This is a genomic window from Candidatus Pelagibacter sp., assembly GCF_052049975.1.
Classification (GTDB): Bacteria; Pseudomonadota; Alphaproteobacteria; order Pelagibacterales; family Pelagibacteraceae; genus Pelagibacter.
The window spans coordinates 310,575-328,724 of sequence record NZ_JBNGYZ010000001.1 but is presented as its reverse complement, the minus strand read 5'-3'; the positions used below and the strand labels follow the sequence as shown (position 1 = coordinate 328,724).

Sequence of the window (18,150 nt, the reverse complement as noted above, 5' to 3'; positions counted from 1 at the left end):
TTATGGTCAAAGATCAAAATTTCTTAGAGGATAAAGCTTCTCAATGTTTGGATTTAGCAAAAAAATTTGGTGCAACAGATTGTGAAGTTTTGGTTTCAAATTCTATCGATGAAACAGTAAGCTTTAGAAATAAAATTTTAGATGAGTCTAATCGATCAGATAGTTTAGTCGCAAGTATTACAACTTATATAAATAAAAAAAAATCTTCCATAGCATCTTCAAATTTATTAAATGACAATCTAAAAACACTTATTGAAAGGTGTGTAGAAACTACAAAATTAACACCTGAGGATGAGTTTAATTCTTTACCGGATAAAGATCTTTATTCTAAAGATAATTTAGATTTAGAACTTTACGATGATACAAGTTTTGAGAATGATAAAAAAATTCTATATCTTAAAGAATTAGAAGAGAAGGTTTTTGAAGAAAAAAAAGTAGTAAATACAGAGTCTGGATTTTCACAGAACAAATCTAATTTTATCTTAATTAATAGTGACGGATTTAGTGGTGGACATAAATCTTCATCATTCTCTTCATCATGTGTCGTTGTTGCTAAAGATAATGGGGGAATGGAAAGGGATTATGAATATACAAGTAAGTGCCACTTAGATGAAATTAAGAAACCAGAAGAATTAGCAAAATTAGCAACAGATAGAACAATAAAAAAACTTAGTCCTAAAAAAATTGGCAGTGAAAAGTTAAATCTAATTTTTGATAAAAGAATAGCAAAAGGAATATTAAGTGCATTTTCAGGAGCAATCTCCTCATCCTCAATTGCAAGAGGTACATCGTTTTTGAAAGATAAAATTGGTTCAGAGATTTTTTCAAAAAATATTACCATAATTGATAAGCCTGATATCAAAAAAGGTTTAGGATCTCAGCTTTTTGATGGAGAAGGTGTTCATTCAAATGAACTATGTTTAGTAGATAAAGGAATTCTAAAAAACTATTTAGTTGATACATACAATGGAAAAAAATTAAATATCAAATCTAATGGTAGAGCTGGAGGTTCTACAAATTTATATTTTGACAGAGGAAATACAAGTTATGATGATCTTTTAAATTCTTCATCTAAGGCTATTTATATTACTGAAACTATTGGTCATGGCACAAATTTAATTACTGGCGATTACTCTGTTGGTGCTGCAGGTTATTTAGTTGAAAATGGAATTTTAAAAGAACCAGTAAACGAAATTACAATTGCTGGTAATTTAAAAGATATGTTTAAAAATCTAACACTTGCCAATGATTTAGAGTTTGAATATGCAACAAATTCTCCAACAATGATGATAGAGGGAATGGTTGTTGCTGGTAAATGATTGATTATTGTATAATTGGTTCAGGCATATCTGGCTCCACAATTGCAAATTTATTAAAAAAAAAATATCAAGTTGCTATTTATGATAAGGCAAGAGGCCCAGGTGGAAGATCTTCATTTAAAAGATTTGATAAAAAAATTGGTTATGATCATGGAGTGCAATACATTTCTCCGAAAACACTTAAATTTAAAAAATTCATTAATAAATTAATTAAATTAAGAATTTTAAAAAAGTGGAGTGGGAACCATCTTTTTTTAAATAATAAAATAAAAGAAAATAAGAAACATCAAAAGATAATAGGAACAAATGGAAATAACGATATCAGCAAGTATTTAATTAAAGATATTAATTGTAATTTTGAGAGTGAACTAAAAAAAATAAAAAGAAAAAACTTGTATTGGGAGTTAAAATTTACAAATAACACAAAAATAAATTGTAAAAACTTAATTTTAACTTGTCCTCACCCTCAGACCAAAAAATTAACCATTAATTATTTAAAAGACAAAAGTATTCTTAAAAATAAAATAAAAATGAATGCAAATATAACCGTAATGTTTACATTAAAAAAAAATATTGAAAAAATTAGCAGTTATTTTTTTGATGATCCTATATTGGGTTGGGCTGCATTAGAGAACAGTAAAAATAGATTTAAAAGCAGATTTAATCATTGGACCTTACAAAGTACAAGTAATTGGGCAAATAAAAAAATAAATAAAAATAAAAAAATGAAATCAATAAACTCGAATATTCTAATAAATAAATTTTTTGAATTAACAAATACTAAGAAAGAAAAGTTAAATAATATTTTAAATCACGGATGGAAATATTCATACAATCCTAAATCACTTAAAATAAAAAGCTATTGGGATAAAAAAATAAAACTTGGGATATGTGGAGATTGGTTTGTTGGATCCAGATTAGAGTCAGGTTGGATTAGTGCTAATGATCTTTATGATAAAATAAAAAAATCTAATTAAATTCTTTTACTCTATATTCCCATTCACCCATTCTTGAATAAGTTACTTTTCTAATGATCGAGTTTTCTTTATCGTACCAGATGTCAAAATCTAATCTTTTATCTTCGGATAAACTCATGTCTTTTGATTGAAGTTTAAAATGCTCAACTTCATAAGATTTACCATAAAGTGTTATTGTCTCCTTACCAAGGAATGTTACAACTTGTTCTTTTATACTTCCTGATATTGGACTGATCTGAGAGTTTGCCTGAAGTATTTTATGACTCCACCAATTCCCAATTACATTATCATTACCAGCTAAACCAGTATAAGAGGAACCATTCACTTTATATTGATTATTTTGGTTATCATATTTTAGATCGACAAATTTATTTTTTTTGTTTTGTCTAGTTTTAGATTCATAAGAGATGAGTTGCTCTTTATTATATTTTTCCTCACCATAACCTTCTACTTCAAAAACTATTGCACCAAATAGTTTTACAGTAAATTTAATTTGATTTGTTACAGTGGTATTATTTCCATCTCTTTTAAAAAAATAAAAATTATATCCAATCACCTCACCATTTCTTAAAATTTCCATTTCAATGTTATTAAAGTTTTTATAGTGACCCATATGAGAAAATGAATTACTTGAGATTAAAAAAAACAGTAAAATAAAGGTTATTTTTTTCATGATAAGATTAAGCTTTAATAAAAAAAAAATTTAAAGTATCAAGCAAAAATGTTTTTATCTATTAAAAAAATTCCAGTAGTTGATTGGAGTTCGAAAGAAACATTTAATTTTAAACCTAAAGCCTCAACATTTTCATACCTATGTTTTGGTTTGATGTTATTTGGTTTTGGGGAAGCTTTGTTGGTAGTCTCAACAACAGGAAATTCTCCTTGGACAGTTTTAGCAGAAGGTGCATCAATTATTACAGGCCTTTCTATTGGTGTAGCTACATTTTTCATAAGTGTAGCGGTTCTATCATTATGGTTTTTTTTAAAACAAAAACCAGGTTTGGGCACAATAATGAATATAATAATAATTTCCGTTATGCTGGATGTTACAATTAGTTCTCTAGTTTCTCCAAGCAGTCTTATTTCACAATACTTTTTAGCAATCTTAGGAGTATTCTTAGTTGGCCTTGGAAGTGGTTTTTATCTAACTGCAAATTTAGGTCCAGGTCCAAGAGATGGTTTAATGACAGGATTAACCAAAAAAACAAATCTACCAATTGCATTAGTCAGAGGTTGCATCGAAATTACAGCAGTTGGAGTAGGTTGGTATTTAGGTGGAACAGTAGGAGTTGGAACTCTGATTTATGCTTTTGGAATTGGACCTTGTGTTGCTTTAGGATTATTTATTGTAGATAAAATTTTTAATTAAGCAGCTGAAGCTTTTTCACTTCTTTTTCTTTCATGAGGGTCTAGGATAGCTTTTCTTAGCCTACAAGACTCAGGTGTAATCTCTAATGCTTCATCACTGTTCAACATACTTAGTTGTTCAGCAATTGACATTTTTCTAACAGGAGTAAGAACTACATTTTCATCTGTGCCTTGAGTTCTCATGTTAGTTAACTTTTTGCCTTTCATGACATTGATAATCATATCACCAGGTTTAGGTTGCAAACCAACAATCATCCCTGTGTAAACTGGATCATTGTGAGTTACAAACATCTCACCTCTAGCCTGTAAATTGAAAATTGCAAAAGCAACTGCTTTACCTTGCTCCATGGAAATTAACGCTCCATTTTTTCTTCCTTCCATGTCTCCTTCATATGGACCATATTCATGAAAAATTCTGTTAATTACACCATTACCTTTTGTAAGAGTTAAAAATCTACTTGTGTATCCCATCAACCCTCTTGTTGGTGCATGAAAAATTAACCTTTTCTTATCTTTACCTGTGTCCTTAAGTTCGATTAACTTACCTTTTCTTCTATTCATAGAGTCTATTACTTTTGAAGAATGCTCTTCATCTAAATCCATAGTAATTTCTTCTATTGGTTCTAATCTATTTCCATTTTCATCTTTTTTATAAAGCACCTTTGGTGGACTTACAGTCATCTCAAAACCTTCTCTTCTCATTTGAGTAAGTAAAATCTCTAACATCAACTCTCCTCTACCACTTACAATAAAAGAGTCATTCCCATCATTTTCTTCAAAGGTGATCCCTACATTATTTTGTGCTTCTTGAATTAATCTGTCTCTGATTTGTGTACTTGTTAATTTTGAGCCCTCAGTTCCTGCTAATGGAGATGTATTAACAGTTATAGTTATAGACATTGTTGGCGGATCTATAGGTGTTGCAGCAATTGGTTCATTAACCTCTAAATCACAAATCGTATCAGCTACATTTGTTTTTTCTAAACCTGCAACTACAACAATATCTCCTGCTTCACCAACCTCTATTGGTACTTTTTTAGTTCCTTCGTATCTAAAAATTTTAGTTAATCTACCTTCATCAACTTTTTCACCTTTTAGATTTAAAGCTTTAATAGCTTGATTAGCTTTTGCCGTTCCTTGGGTAATTCTACCAACTAAACTTCTACCTAAAAAACTATCTGCATAAAGAAGTGTAGATAACATTGCAAATGGTTTTGTTTTATCCAATTTTGCAGGTTCAACATGTTCCACTATCATATCTAAAAGTGGTTTTAAATTTTCTCTTGGTCCATCAACTTCTTTTGATGCCCAACCAGATCTACCACTCGCATATAGAACTGGAAAATCTAATTGTTCTTCATTAGCATCTAAGCTGACAAATAAATCAAATGTTTCATCTAAAACTTCATTTGCCCTTTGATCAGGCTTATCAAGCTTATTAATTACCACTATTGGCTTTAAACCTTGTTTTAAGGCTTTCGATAATACAAATTTTGTTTGAGGCATTACACCTTCAGCTGAGTCTATTAAAAGCAATGCTCCATCAGCCATACTTAATACTCTTTCAACTTCAGCAGCAAAGTCTCTGTGACCTGGCGTATCGATTATGTTAATTCTAGATTCTTTCCAATTAATAGAAGCTGGTTTTGCAAGAATAGTAATTCCTCTTTCTTTCTCTAATTCACCAGAGTCCATTAATCTTTCATCAACAACCTCATTCTCTCTGAATGAACCACTTTGTTTCATTAAATTATCAATTAAAGTTGTCTTTCCATGGTCAACATGGGCGATAATGGTGATGTTTCTAATATTATTACTCATAAAGTGTCGCCCTTATACTGATTTAAATTGATTTGAAAACATTAAAAAGTGCATAACTGGCTTGAATAATTGATATTTATTTAGATTAGTTAGACTTTTTTGATTTTTCTCTCTTAAATTTCCTCTTTTCTTTAAGTGAAAATTTTGGCTTTTTCTTCACACTTGAGTCTTTGAATGATTTACCACTGTATCTCTTAGACATAATTTTTTACCTAAAAAAAAGGCCATCATAAATGATGGCCTTTTAAATTTTTTATTGAGTTTAGGGTGCTTACATTCCCATTCCACCCATTCCACCCATGCCGCCCATGCCGCCCATTCCTCCAGGCATACCACCAGGTGCACCAGCATCTTTTTCTTCAGGTTTGTCTGCAATCATCGCTTCAGTAGTTACTAATAACCCTGAAATAGAAGCTGCATCTTGTAAAGCAGTTCTTACAACTTTTACAGGATCAATAATACCTTTTGCAAACATATCACAATACTCTTCACTTTGAGCATCATAACCGTGAGTTTTTTTGTTTTGTTCTAACAATTTACCAACTACAACTGAACCGTCTACCCCAGCGTTTTTAGTAATTTGTCTTATAGGCGCTTCAAGTGCTTTTTTAACAAGATCCACCCCAGCTTTTTGATCATCACCTTTAACCTTAACTTTGCTTAGATCTCTAGATGCATATAATAAAGCACATCCACCGCCAGTTACGATACCTTCCTCAACAGCAGCTCTAGTTGCATTTAATGCATCTTCAACTCTGTCTTTTCTCTCTTTAACTTCAACTTCTGTTGCACCACCAACTTTAATAACTGCAACACCACCAGCTAATTTAGCAAGTCTCTCTTGAAGTTTTTCTTTATCATAATCTGATGTTGTTTCATCAATTTGCTGTTTGATCGAACCACATCTTGCTTCAATGTCTGATTTTTTACCAGCACCATTTACAATTGTACTGTTGTCTTTATCGACTTTAATCTTCTTACATGAACCAAGATCATCTAATTTAACGTTTTCAAGTTTTATTCCTAAATCTTCAGAAATAACAGATCCACCAGTTAGGATAGCAATATCTTCTAACATTGCTTTTCTTCTATCACCAAATCCTGGAGCTTTAACTGCTACAACTTTCAAACCACCTCTTAATTTATTGACAACTAAAGTTGCTAAAGCTTCACCTTCAACATCTTCAGAAATAATCATCAACGGTCTTCCAGCTTGCACAACAGCTTCTAAAAGTGGAACCATTGGTTGTAGATTTGTTAATTTCTTTTCATGTAAAAGAATAAATGGATTATCCAGCTCTGTAGTCATTTTATCACTATTTGTAATAAAGTATGGAGATAGATAACCTCTATCAAATTGCATACCTTCAACTACATCAAGCTCTGTCTCTATACCTTTGTTTTCTTCAACAGTAATAACACCCTCGTTGCCAACTTTTTGCATTGCTTTAGCAATCATTGTTCCAATTTCTTTATCACCATTTGCTGATATTGTTCCAACTTGAGCTATCTCATCACTATCTTTAACTTTTTTTGCAGAAGCAACTAAGTTTTCTTTTACTGTTTCCACAGCAGCATCTATCCCTCTTTTTACATCCATAGGGTTCATTCCTGCTGTAACGTATTTTACACCTTCTTTAACAATTGCTTGCGCTAAAATAGTTGCAGTAGTTGTACCATCACCAGCTTCATCGTTTGTTTTGCTGGCAACTTCTTTAACCATCTGTGCACCCATATTTTCAAATTTATCTTCTAGATCAATTTCTTTAGCAACCGAAACACCATCTTTAGTAATTCTTGGAGCACCATAAGATTTATCCATAACTACATTTCTTCCTTTTGGTCCTAAAGTTACTTTAACTGTATCAGCCAAGATATTTACACCTCTTATCATTGCTGCTCTAGCTTCAGCATCAAATTTAACAACTTTTGCCATTATATTTCTCCTTTATAATTAATTACTTGCTTGAAATACCCATAATGTCTGACTCTTTCATTATGCTGTACTCTTTACCGTCAATTTTAACCTCTGTGCCTGACCACTTTCCAAAAAGAACTTTGTCACCAACTTTAACGTCCATTGGTATAGTTTTTCCATCTTCAGTTTTTGCACCACCACCAACAGCAACAACTTTACCTTCTTGAGGTTTTTCTTGTGCTGAATCTGGGATAATAATTCCACCAGCAGTTTTCTCACTACTGTCTAAAACTTCTATTAAAACTCTGTCATGTAATGGTTTGAATTTCATAAACTCTCCTTTAAATAAATATGGAGCTCATATAGATATTTGGCCATGTATTTCAAGATCTATGCAGCTCCATTATTATCAAAAAACTTAGAAAAAATGGCTTTTTAAGGTTATATCTAATCAAGATGACTAAAAATTTAGACACAGATGGGCTAAGATCTATAGTTAATAACTATGATATTCTCTACATAGATTTATGGGGCGTTGTACATAATGGTATCAAGCTTCACGAGGGAGCTATTAGAGTTTTATCTAAATTAGGTGAAATTAAAAAAAATTATATTTTGTTAACTAATGCTCCAAGACCTAACGAAACAGTAAAAAAATTCTTAGAAAAGTTAGGAATGAAATCTGAACAAATCAATCATGTTTATACATCAGGTCAAGCAGCTCTAAATTATTTAAAGAAAAGTCTTAATGATAAAGATTTTTTTCACATAGGACCCCCAAGAGATTTTGATTTATTTTTGAGCTTTAAAAATAATAAGAAAGAAAATTTAGATGAAAGTGAATATATATTATGTACAGGTTTATATGATGATAAATCCGATGATTTAAGTTTTTATAAAGATTTGTTAGAAAAATATATTCACAAAAAAATGATATGTACAAATCCAGATTTAATTGTAGACCGTGGAAGTACAAGAGAACTATGTGCAGGATCAGTAGCAATGGTTTTTGAAAAAATGGGAGGCAACGTTATATATTTTGGCAAACCTTACCCAGAAGTTTACAATCAAGCAATTGATAATAAAGATAAAAAAATATTATGTATTGGTGATAATCTTAATACAGATATTAAAGGTGCAAATTTACAAAATTTTGACTCTTTAATTATTTCAGATGGAATTCATAAAGCGGAAATAGAAAATAGTGGTATAGAAAAAGTTTCAAAAATGTATGAATCAATTCCAAACTATATTCAATCAAAACTGACATGGTAAGAATTAATGAAAATTTTTAATAATTTTGAGATTCCAAAAAATATTAAAGGTTCGATTCTTTTAATTGGTAATTTTGATGGTGTTCATTTAGGACACAAAAAACTTTTTAAAGAAGCTCAGAAGTACAAAAAAAAATATAAACTCAAAATTGGAGTATTAACTTTTGAGCCGATGCCAAAAATGTTTTTCAATAAAAAATTGAAAAATTTCAGAATTTCATCCTTAAAACAAAAAAATGAATTAATGAAAAATCTAAAAATTGATTTTTTAATAAATAAAAAATTTGATAAAAATTTTTCATCTACTAATTCAATCAATTTTATCAAAAAAATAATTTCAAAAAAATTGAAAACACAATTTATATTTGTAAGTGATAATTTTAGATTTGGTAAAAATAGGGAAGGAGATGTTAAGCAATTAAAAAGCTTTGAAAGTGAATTGAATTATCAATTAGTCAAACCTAAGCCAGTTAAAATAAATGATAGAATTGTTTCCTCTACTCTTATAAGAAAATCTTTAGAAAATGGAAAATTAGATTTTGCAAATAAACTTTTGGATAGAAAGTGGGTTGTTGATGGTAAAGTTGAAAAAGGAAGACAATTAGGTAGGAAGATTGGTTTTCCTACATGTAACATTGATATTAAAGATTTTTTAATTCCAAGACTAGGCGTTTATGCTGTGAATGTATTTTTGAAAGGAAAAATATACAAAGGTATAGCTAACATAGGTTACAGACCTACTTTTAATCAAAAAAAATTATTATTAGAGGTTCATCTATTTAATTTTTCTGGAAATCTTTATAATAAGTATTTAAGAGTAAATTTTTTAAAATTTATACGAAAAGAAAAAAAATTTACTAATGTTGAAAAATTAAAAAAACAAATAAAAATTGATTTAGCTAAAGCAAAAAAAAATTATGTCTAAAGCACAAATTAATCTTCCAAAAACGGCATTTTCAATGAAGGCCAATCTTCCAACGAGAGAGCCTCAAATGTTAGATTACTGGAAAGAAATCAATCTTTATGATGAGTTAAGAAAATCAAGAAAAGGAAAAGAAAAATTTGTACTCCATGATGGACCACCATATGCAAATGGTAATATTCACATGGGCACGGCATTAAATAAAATTTTAAAAGATATAATTGTAAAGTTTCATCAAATGGATGGAAAAGATTCAATATATGTCCCGGGTTGGGATTGTCATGGGTTACCGATAGAGTGGAAGATTGAGGAGCAATATAAAAAGAATAAAAAAAATAAAAACGATGTTCCTATTGTTGAGTTCAGAAAAGAATGCAGAGAATTTGCTGAAAAATGGATTGATATACACAAAAGTCAATTTAAAAGACTTGGAGTAGTTGGAGATTGGGAAAACTACTATTCCACAATGAGCTTTGATGCAGAAGCACAAATTGTGAGAGAACTTGGTAAATTTTTAAAAGAAGGCAGCTTATATAGGGGCTTCAAGCCTGTGCTGTGGTCAACTGTAGAAAAAACTGCTTTAGCTGATGCAGAAGTTGAATATCAAGATCATAAGTCAGATACAATTTATGCTGCTTTTGAAGTAAAAAGTTCTAAATTAGCTGAACTTAAAGATGCGCAAATAATAATTTGGACGACAACTCCTTGGACAATACCAGCCAACAAAGCTTTGGCTTATAATCAGTCGCTAGATTATATTTTATTAGAAATTCTCGATGAGAATGAGTTTAAAGGAAAAAAAATTGTCATAGCAAAAGATCTTAAAGATTCTGTTTTTAAAGAATGTAATTTAGAAAATACAAAAATAATAAAAACTTTTTCTGGAAAAGAATTTGAAGGTACAATCTGTTCTCACCCATTTGTTCAAATGGGCTATGATTACGATATCCCTATGTTGGAGGCTAGATTTGTTACTACTGAACAAGGAACTGGTATAGTTCATTGTGCTCCTAGTCATGGACCAGATGATTTTAATCTGTGTTTAAATAATGGAATAAAAGCTATTGAAACAGTTGATGGTGATGGAAAGTATACATCTAATGTCAAAGGATTTGAAGGACTACATATTTTTAAATCTAATCAAATTGTAATTGAAAAACTTAAAGATTATAAATGTCTTTTATCAAATGGTGAATTAGTTCACTCATATCCTCATTCATGGCGATCAAAAGCTCCACTGGTTCATAGAGCTACACCACAATGGTTTATCTCAATGGAGAGTCATAAATTAAGAGATAAAGCTCTTAAATCTCTAGATGAAACAAAATTTTATCCATCTAAAGGAAAGGAAAGATTAAAGTCAATGATTGAAACAAGGCCTGATTGGTGTGTTTCAAGACAAAGAGTTTGGGGTGTACCTCTTCCTATATTCGTTCATAAACAGACAAAAGAAATTTTAGTTGATGAAGAAGTAATAGAAAATATTGCATCAATTTATGAAAAAGAGGGTTCAGATTGTTGGTTTGCAGATGATCCTCAAAGATTTTTAGGTGATAAATACAAATCAAATGATTATGATAAACTTAGCGATATAGTAGAAGTTTGGTTTGATAGTGGTTCAACACATTCATTCGTGTTGGAAAAAAGGGAAGATCTAAAATGGCCTGCCTCAATGTACTTAGAAGGATCAGACCAACATAGAGGATGGTTTCATTCTTCATTATTAGAATCTTGTGGAACTAGAGGTAGAGCACCATTTGAATCTATTCTTTCACATGGATTTGTGGTTGATGGCAAAGGGTTAAAAATGTCTAAATCATTAGGAAATGTCATTGCACCTGAAGATATATTAAAAAAATATGGAGCAGATATTTTGAGAATATGGGTTGCATCCTCAAATTATGCAGAGGATTTAAGAATTGATTATGCAATATTAGATCAGCATGCAGATTCTTATAGAAAAATTAGAAACACATTTAGATATCTACTAGGTAATCTAAATGATGAATTTATTGAATTAGATTTAGATAATTTAGTAATTGAGGAATTTCCTGAACTTGAGAGATATATGTTAAATAAGATTTATCTTTTAGATGAAAAGTTTCATGATTATTTTGCAAAGTATGATTTTCACAATCTATACAAAGAGCTATTAAATTTTTGCACTGTAGATTTATCAGCATTTTATTTTGATATAAGAAAAGACACACTTTACTGTGATGCTAAAGAAACAAAAAAGAGACAGGCTTGTATAAAATTATTAAGCATTATTTTAGATAATTTAATTAGATGGTTTGCACCGATATTGTCTTTCACAACAGAGGAAATTTTTAAATTAATTTCAAAAAATAAAAAAAGTATTCATTTGGAGTCATTTGGAACAATTCCAGATCGCTTTCATAATAAAGAAGTAGATGAAAAATGGAATGAATTAAAAAAAATAAGAGATATTTGCAATATAAGTATTGAAGAGAAAAGAGCTTCAAAAGAAATTGGCTCAAGTTTAGAAGCACATTTGATAATTGAGTTAGATGAAAAAAATTATCAACAATTTATTGATATTGATTTTTCTGAAATTTGCATAACATCTTCAGCAAGTCTAAAAAAGAGCAAGGATAACGAAATTAAAGTTACAACTTTAAAGGCCAAAGGTAACAAGTGTTCAGTTTGTTGGAAACTAAAGGTAAACAAGTGTGAAAGGCAGCATTGTGGACTACCTGATGCATAGTAAAAAAAAAAGCATCATAATTTTATTAATTATTTCATTCATCTTTGTTATTGATCAAATTTCAAAAATATTGGTAGTAAAGCATTTTGAAATAAGTAATCAGGCAATCATATTAACTGAATTTCTATCGTTAGATTTAATAAGAAATGATGGAATTGCTTTTGGTCTTTTAGGTTTTGAAAATTCTTCGATATATAATCTTATTACACTTATAATAGCTTTAATAATAATTTATGTTTTATATTTAATTCAAACATCAAGTACTATTATGACTTATTTTTATGCAATGATTGCAGGTGGAGCATTAGGGAATTTAATTGATAGAATATTACATAAATCAGTGCCAGATTTTATAGACTTTCATTACAAAGATTTTCATTGGTTTATTTTTAATATTGCAGATATATTTATTTCAGTTGGAGTTTTTGGGTTAATTGTTTTAGAAATAGTTCAGAAAAAAAATGCAAAATAAATTTGTAAAATATTTGCTACTAATGATAATGACCTATTTTTTGTTAGGATGTAATAAGGATACATCAGAATTATTCAATACCAAGAAGAATAATGCTGATCAGTTTTTAATTGAAAAAAAACAACCTCTTGTATTACCTCCTGAATTTAATGAGATGCCAACTCCTGAAACACTGAATAAGAATATAGAAGAAAATGAGGAAGAATTAGAGGAAGAAGAAACAAGCAAATTTAATATAAAAAAATTAATTAAAGATAAATTAATTAAAAAAGACGCAGATGTAACTGAAAATACAAGCTCTAAATTTGAAGGTGTGGAAAAAAAAATATTAGATGAAATCAATAAAAATTGATGCTTACTAAAAATATACTCTTAAGGTCATTTAAATTTAAAAAAAATAAAAAGGTAGTTACTGATTGGAATAAAATTAAGAAGGAGTATGAAAATAACAACAATTCTGTTATTTCAAGTTTTTCTAAAAAATATAAATATCATTTTGATTTTAAAAGAATAAAAAAAAGATATAGAAATTTCAATAATGTGAAAATTTTTGGAATGGGAGGGTCTATACTAGGTTCTGAAGCAATTTATAGTTTTTTAAATCACAAAATAAAGAAAAATTTTTTATTCATAAATAATTTAAGATCAGAAAAAGAGAAATTTTTAAATAAGAATAAAACCCTAAATCTTATTATTTCAAAATCTGGCAACACTTTAGAAACTGTAGCTAATTTAAATTCTGAAAAAAAAAATAAAAATAATGTTTTCATAGTTGAAAATAACAAAAGCTACTTAAGAGATTTAGCTAAAAAAATCGGTGATGAGATAATTGATCACTCTAATTTGATTGGTGGACGCTATTCTGTATTGTCAGAAACAGGAATGTTACCAGCTTACTTGATGGGATTAAATCCAGATAAATTCAAACAATTTGATAAATTAATAAAGAATAAAAATTTTATCAATCAACTCATTCTTAATGCATCTGCCATTATTTCCCTTCAAAAAAAAAAGAAACATAATTCAATTATTCTAAATTATGATGAGAACTCAAATGATTTATTTTTTTGGTATCAGCAACTAGTCGCTGAAAGTTTAGGAAAAAAATCTAAAGGTGTACTTCCAATTATTTCAAGTGTTCCAAAAGATAATCATAGCTTGATGCAACTTTATTTAGATGGTTTTAAAAATAATTTTTTTACTTTTTTTTATGTTAAGGACACTCTTTCAAAAAAAATTAATAATAAATATTTATTTAACTCATTTAAATATCTAAAAAATAAAAAGTTAGAAGATGTTTTGAGTGCTCAATTTATTGCTACTCAAAACGTTTTTAATAAAAAAAATATTCCATTTAGGACATTTATTGTAAATAAAAAGAATGAAGAAACTTTGGGTGAATTATTTATTTTTTTTATGTTAGAAACAATTTTAGTTGGTAAAGCAATGGGAGTTAATCCATATGACCAACCAGCTGTGGAATTAATAAAGAAAGAGACAAAAAAGTTGTTAATTTAGTTTTTTACTTTCCAAAAATTATTTTCGAAATTCCATAATGTTTTAACTCAATTATTTCAAGATTTTCTGTTAATTCAATCTCGTCTTTTTTGTGTCTATGCAAAACTATTAATCCATTTTTTTTTATTAACTTTTTTTTAATTGTTTCTATCAAAATATTAATTTTTTTTTCTTTAAAAGGTGGATCTAAAAAAACTAAATCGAAATTTTTTTCTTCATTTGAAAATTTTTCAAGAATATCAAAACAATTTGTATTATAAATTTCCGAATTTTCCTCGCAGTTAAGATTAAAAATATTTTTTTTTAAAATATTAAAAACATTTGAATAACTCTCTACAAATGTAACTTTTTTTGCATTCCTAGACAAAGCCTCTAATCCAAAAGAACCAACACCAGAAAAAAGATCTAATACATCTTTGTTTTCTAAATTAAAATCAAACTTGTTTGAGTGTTGCAAAATATTAAAAATAGACTCTTTTACCATATCTCTTAAAGGCCTTGTATTTTTGTCTTCTGGAATGAGTAGTTTTTTTCCTTTTAATTCACCACTAATTATTCTCATTAATCAATAACTTTAAATCCGATATCTTTTCTGTGAAAACCATTTTTCCAATTTAATTTTTCTATTAAATCTAAAGATTTAGTTCTAGCAGTATTAAAGTTGTCAGAAATAGAAACAAAATTCAATACTCTTCCTCCATTAGAAAGAATCTTATCTTCTTTTAGTTTAGTTCCAGCATGAAATATAAATTCATCTTCATTTGGAGAAATTCTATCTAACTCAATTTCAAGATTATTTTTATATTTATCCGGATAACCATTTGAGCATAAAACTACGCATAAACTTTTATGATTATGCCATTCTATATTCATATTATCGAGTTTTTGATTTAAGCATGCATCAATGATTGAAAAAAAATCAGTTTTTAATTTTGGCAAAATAGTTTGGCATTCTGGATCTCCCATTCTCACGTTATATTCAATCAAATACGGCTCATTGTCGACAATCATTAATCCAGCATATAGAAACCCACAATAATTTGTATTTAAATCTCGTATCCCCTTTAATGTAGGGTCGATTATTTTTTCCAATATTTTTTTATTTAGTTCCTTATTTTCTAACCTTGATGGAGAGTATGCACCCATGCCTCCAGTATTTTTACCTTTGTCTCCCTCAAATACTCTTTTATGGTCTTGTGCTGTTCCAAAAACTTTGTAACTTTTTCCATCAGATATTATAAAAAAACTCATTTCCTCGCCCATAAGAAATTCTTCAAATAGTACTTGATTAGCTTTGCCAAATTTACCTTCAAAAATTTCTATAGATGCATTTAATGCTTCATCAATATTTTGACAAATATAAACCCCCTTACCAGCTGCTAATCCATCAGCTTTAATCACCAATGGATATTGACATTGGTTTATAAAATTTTCAGCTTCTACTTTTGACGATATAACACTGAATTTAGCTGTAGGAATATTGTATTTTTTACAAAGTTTTTTCGTGAATATTTTTGATCCCTCCAATTGAGCACAAATTTTATTTGGACCAAAAACTTTTATCTTATTCTTTTGCAATATATCAGCTAAACCGTCTACTAAAGGTTTTTCGGGCCCAATAACTAAAATTTCTATATTTTTTTCTTTAATAATCTTTTCTAATTTTTTATGATCATTTATATCTATTTCTAAGTTCTCTGCTATTGATTGAGTGCCAGCATTACCTGGAATACAATAAATTTTTTCTATTCTTTTAGATTTTTTTAATGAGTGACATAAAGCATGCTCTCTGCCACCACTTCCTAAAATAGCAATTTTCATATATTGTATATAAACTATAAATGTACAAAAAATTAGCAAAATTAAAATATTTACCCAATAATTTTGAAATAATTGAAAATGGAGACCATGTTATCTGTGCTATATCAGGCAAAAAAATTCCTTTAGACCAATTAAATTATTGGAATGTTGATGAGCAAGAAGCGTATTTTTCTTATGTTGAAGCTTCAAAAAAAAGAGATCAGGAAGATTAGATTTTCCATCTATTATGTGTCCATATCCATTGAGATGGATTTTTTAAAATCATTTTCTCTAAAAAATTGTTTAAAGTCTCAGTGATAGTTTGAATGGTGTCTGTTTTAGAAAAAGCTATTGGATCATAAATTTTTAAATTAAATTTATCATTTTCATGTCTTGAGATTTGAACAGGAATAATTTTACAATTAAATTTTTTAACAAATTGAGCTGGAATTGTTGTTGTTAAAGCTTTTTTTGAGAAGAAATTAGTTTTTATCCCTTCACTTACTCTTTGATCTATCATTAAAGCTATTGATGTACCTGTCTTAAAGTATTTAAGAATTTCTTTGGTGCCAGAGATTCCTTTTTTAATTTGTTTTTTACAAATGTAATTTTTTCTTATTTTTTCCATCAATGGATTTAAATATGGATTATTTAAAGGCCTATAAATTGCAGCTAAATCTATACCAGATTTCTCAATGTGCATTGCCATTAGTTCGAAATTATCAAAATGGCCAGAAATAAAAATCACAGGTTCTTTTTTATTATTTTTTATCTCATCTAATATATTTTGACCTTCAACATTTATATATTGATCTAATTTTTTATTTCTGAAGTTTTTAATAAAAATATATTCAGCAAATATATTTCCATAACTTGACCACATATTTTTTATAATCTGGTTCTGTTGATTTTGATCGATATCTCTAAAAGCAATTTTTAGATTTACATCTATTGTTTTACTTTTTCTTATGAATGGACCCAAAGTAGAGAAAATTATTTTAGAGATTTTTCTAGAAAAATTTAATCCAATTATTTTGAAAATTAAAATAAGTGAAAAAAAAAATACAAATTGTAATAAATATTTAATTTTATTCATTTAGCTTATTTTCAATATAGTTGATTATTTCAGTTTCATTAAATAAATCTATATCAATTTCAACATACTTAATTTTACTTTTAAAATTAGATGGTATTTTAACATAATCCTTTTCAGTCGTTAAAATCTTTAAATTATTTTTGATTGCTGTATTAACTATTTTTTCTAAATCTGATTTTGAATAATTATAATGATCAGGAAACTTAATTTCATTCACAACTTTAAAATTTGAATTTTCTAAAATTTTTCTAAAATTTTGAGGATTCCCAATACCTGAAAATATCAAATATTTTGAATTTTTATCTAACTGATCTATATTTTTTATAAAATATTTGCTTTTAAAGATTTTTAATTTTGGATTTATTAAAAGTACTTTATCATGAATATCTTTCATGCTTTCATCATAATTATTTAAAAAAATTGCATGATATTTTTTTAAACTATTTAAATTTTCTCTTAATGGTCCTGCTGGTATGATTTGACCATTCCCTATCCAAGTTATTGCATCAAAACATACAAATTTTAAGTTGTAATCTAATTTTTTATCTTGCAATCCATCATCAAAAATAATTATTTGATTGTTTTTTTTGATTGCGTCATCAATTAAATCAATTCTAGATTTTGAGTGAATTAAATTTGTTTTTTTTTCTAGCAATTTAATTTCATCTATTTGATTTGGGTAAAATTTTTTTGCAACCATAATATTTTCTATTCTTTTATTTAGAAGATTATAAAGTTTTGCAACTAATGGAGTTTTGCCAGTTCCACCAATATAAATATTACCTACACAAATAGATTTAATATTTTTACTTAATTTTTTGTTTTTTTTGTCTAAAAAAAAATTATTTAATAAAACTGGCAACGTAAAAGGCTGCATTAAATAAGAAAGAAAACTTTTTTTTTTATAGTCCCAAAATTTAGGTTTTTTTAATTTCAT

Annotated in this window: 18 protein-coding genes; 10 read left to right on the top strand and 8 right to left on the bottom strand. The window is 28.1% G+C overall.

Translation table 11 applies throughout. The annotated features are described in order from the left end of the window. Positions 1–2: 2 nt before the first annotated feature. Positions 3–1,319 carry a TldD/PmbA family protein gene (locus ACTT9U_RS01615; RefSeq protein ID WP_440931447.1) on the top strand — a complete coding sequence of 439 codons (1,317 nt, stop codon included), beginning with the start codon at positions 3–5 and terminating at the stop codon, positions 1,317–1,319. After that, positions 1,316–2,296 (top strand): NAD(P)-binding protein, encoded by a 981-nt coding sequence (locus tag ACTT9U_RS01610; protein ID WP_440931446.1) that lies wholly within the window; start codon positions 1,316–1,318, stop codon positions 2,294–2,296. The genes ACTT9U_RS01615 and ACTT9U_RS01610 overlap by 4 nt, the downstream gene beginning before the upstream one ends. On the opposite strand, the gene ACTT9U_RS01605 is transcribed toward ACTT9U_RS01610, so the two are convergent. Continuing rightward, on the bottom strand, positions 2,289–2,969 hold the full coding sequence (locus ACTT9U_RS01605; RefSeq protein WP_440931445.1) for a DUF6134 family protein: 681 nt from the start codon (positions 2,967–2,969) through the stop codon (positions 2,289–2,291). The genes ACTT9U_RS01610 and ACTT9U_RS01605 overlap by 8 nt on opposite strands. A 48-nt stretch (positions 2,970–3,017) precedes the next feature. On the opposite strand from ACTT9U_RS01605, the gene yczE reads away from it, so the two are divergent. Further along, positions 3,018–3,665: a membrane protein YczE gene (gene yczE / locus ACTT9U_RS01600; RefSeq protein WP_440931444.1), complete on the top strand. Its 648-nt coding sequence runs from the start codon at positions 3,018–3,020 to the stop codon at positions 3,663–3,665. Here the strand turns inward: yczE and typA are convergent. The 3 genes from typA to groES all read right to left on the bottom strand — a co-directional run bounded on the left by typA (position 3,662) and on the right by groES (position 7,734). Then, complete coding sequence (gene typA / locus ACTT9U_RS01595; RefSeq protein WP_440931443.1) at positions 3,662–5,485, bottom strand: translational GTPase TypA; 1,824 nt, start codon at positions 5,483–5,485, stop codon at positions 3,662–3,664. The two genes, yczE and typA, sit on opposite strands and share 4 nt — an antisense overlap. 271 nt (positions 5,486–5,756) lie before the next feature. Then, entirely contained in the window at positions 5,757–7,421 is a 1,665-nt protein-coding gene (gene groL / locus ACTT9U_RS01590) for a chaperonin GroEL (protein ID WP_440931442.1), read from the bottom strand. Between the two features lie 22 nt (positions 7,422–7,443). Further along, on the bottom strand, positions 7,444–7,734 hold the full coding sequence (groES, locus tag ACTT9U_RS01585) for a co-chaperone GroES (protein ID WP_014952699.1): 291 nt from the start codon (positions 7,732–7,734) through the stop codon (positions 7,444–7,446). Positions 7,735–7,859: 125 nt separating this feature from the next. Here groES and ACTT9U_RS01580 point away from each other — a divergent pair, with 125 nt between their 5' ends. From ACTT9U_RS01580 to ACTT9U_RS01555, 6 genes are read left to right on the top strand one after another with little or no spacing between them, the layout of a single operon-like run. Continuing rightward, entirely contained in the window at positions 7,860–8,678 is an 819-nt protein-coding gene (locus ACTT9U_RS01580) for a TIGR01459 family HAD-type hydrolase (RefSeq protein ID WP_440931441.1), read from the top strand. Between the two features lie 6 nt (positions 8,679–8,684). Beyond that, positions 8,685–9,602 (top strand): bifunctional riboflavin kinase/FAD synthetase, encoded by a 918-nt coding sequence (locus tag ACTT9U_RS01575; protein ID WP_440931440.1) that lies wholly within the window; start codon positions 8,685–8,687, stop codon positions 9,600–9,602. Continuing rightward, positions 9,595–12,327 carry an isoleucine--tRNA ligase gene (gene ileS / locus ACTT9U_RS01570; protein ID WP_440931439.1) on the top strand — a complete coding sequence of 911 codons (2,733 nt, stop codon included), beginning with the start codon at positions 9,595–9,597 and terminating at the stop codon, positions 12,325–12,327. Before ACTT9U_RS01575 ends, ileS begins: the two co-directional genes overlap by 8 nt. Further along, positions 12,320–12,799: a signal peptidase II gene (lspA, locus tag ACTT9U_RS01565; protein ID WP_440931438.1), complete on the top strand. Its 480-nt coding sequence runs from the start codon at positions 12,320–12,322 to the stop codon at positions 12,797–12,799. The genes ileS and lspA overlap by 8 nt, the downstream gene beginning before the upstream one ends. Beyond that, on the top strand, positions 12,789–13,151 hold the full coding sequence (locus ACTT9U_RS01560; protein ID WP_440931437.1) for a DUF3035 domain-containing protein: 363 nt from the start codon (positions 12,789–12,791) through the stop codon (positions 13,149–13,151). The genes lspA and ACTT9U_RS01560 overlap by 11 nt, the downstream gene beginning before the upstream one ends. Further along, positions 13,151–14,317 (top strand): glucose-6-phosphate isomerase, encoded by a 1,167-nt coding sequence (locus ACTT9U_RS01555; RefSeq protein WP_440931436.1) that lies wholly within the window; start codon positions 13,151–13,153, stop codon positions 14,315–14,317. Before ACTT9U_RS01560 ends, ACTT9U_RS01555 begins: the two co-directional genes overlap by 1 nt. Positions 14,318–14,321: 4 nt before the next feature. On the opposite strand, the gene rsmD is transcribed toward ACTT9U_RS01555, so the two are convergent. Beyond that, on the bottom strand, positions 14,322–14,879 hold the full coding sequence (rsmD, locus tag ACTT9U_RS01550) for a 16S rRNA (guanine(966)-N(2))-methyltransferase RsmD (RefSeq protein WP_440931435.1): 558 nt from the start codon (positions 14,877–14,879) through the stop codon (positions 14,322–14,324). After that, positions 14,879–16,138 (bottom strand): phosphoribosylamine--glycine ligase, encoded by a 1,260-nt coding sequence (purD, locus tag ACTT9U_RS01545; protein WP_440931434.1) that lies wholly within the window; start codon positions 16,136–16,138, stop codon positions 14,879–14,881. Before purD ends, rsmD begins: the two co-directional genes overlap by 1 nt. 20 nt (positions 16,139–16,158) lie before the next feature. Between purD and ACTT9U_RS01540 the strand changes: the two genes are divergently transcribed. Further along, a complete protein-coding gene (locus tag ACTT9U_RS01540) occupies positions 16,159–16,350 on the top strand; it encodes a DUF2093 domain-containing protein (RefSeq protein WP_440931433.1) in 192 nt (63 codons plus the stop codon). On the opposite strand, the gene ACTT9U_RS01535 is transcribed toward ACTT9U_RS01540, so the two are convergent. Together ACTT9U_RS01535 and lpxK are read right to left on the bottom strand one after the other, a co-directional pair. Further along, positions 16,347–17,213 carry a lysophospholipid acyltransferase family protein gene (locus ACTT9U_RS01535; RefSeq protein WP_440931432.1) on the bottom strand — a complete coding sequence of 289 codons (867 nt, stop codon included), beginning with the start codon at positions 17,211–17,213 and terminating at the stop codon, positions 16,347–16,349. The genes ACTT9U_RS01540 and ACTT9U_RS01535 overlap by 4 nt on opposite strands. After that, positions 17,206–18,150: a tetraacyldisaccharide 4'-kinase gene (gene lpxK / locus ACTT9U_RS01530; protein WP_440931431.1), complete on the bottom strand. Its 945-nt coding sequence runs from the start codon at positions 18,148–18,150 to the stop codon at positions 17,206–17,208. Before lpxK ends, ACTT9U_RS01535 begins: the two co-directional genes overlap by 8 nt.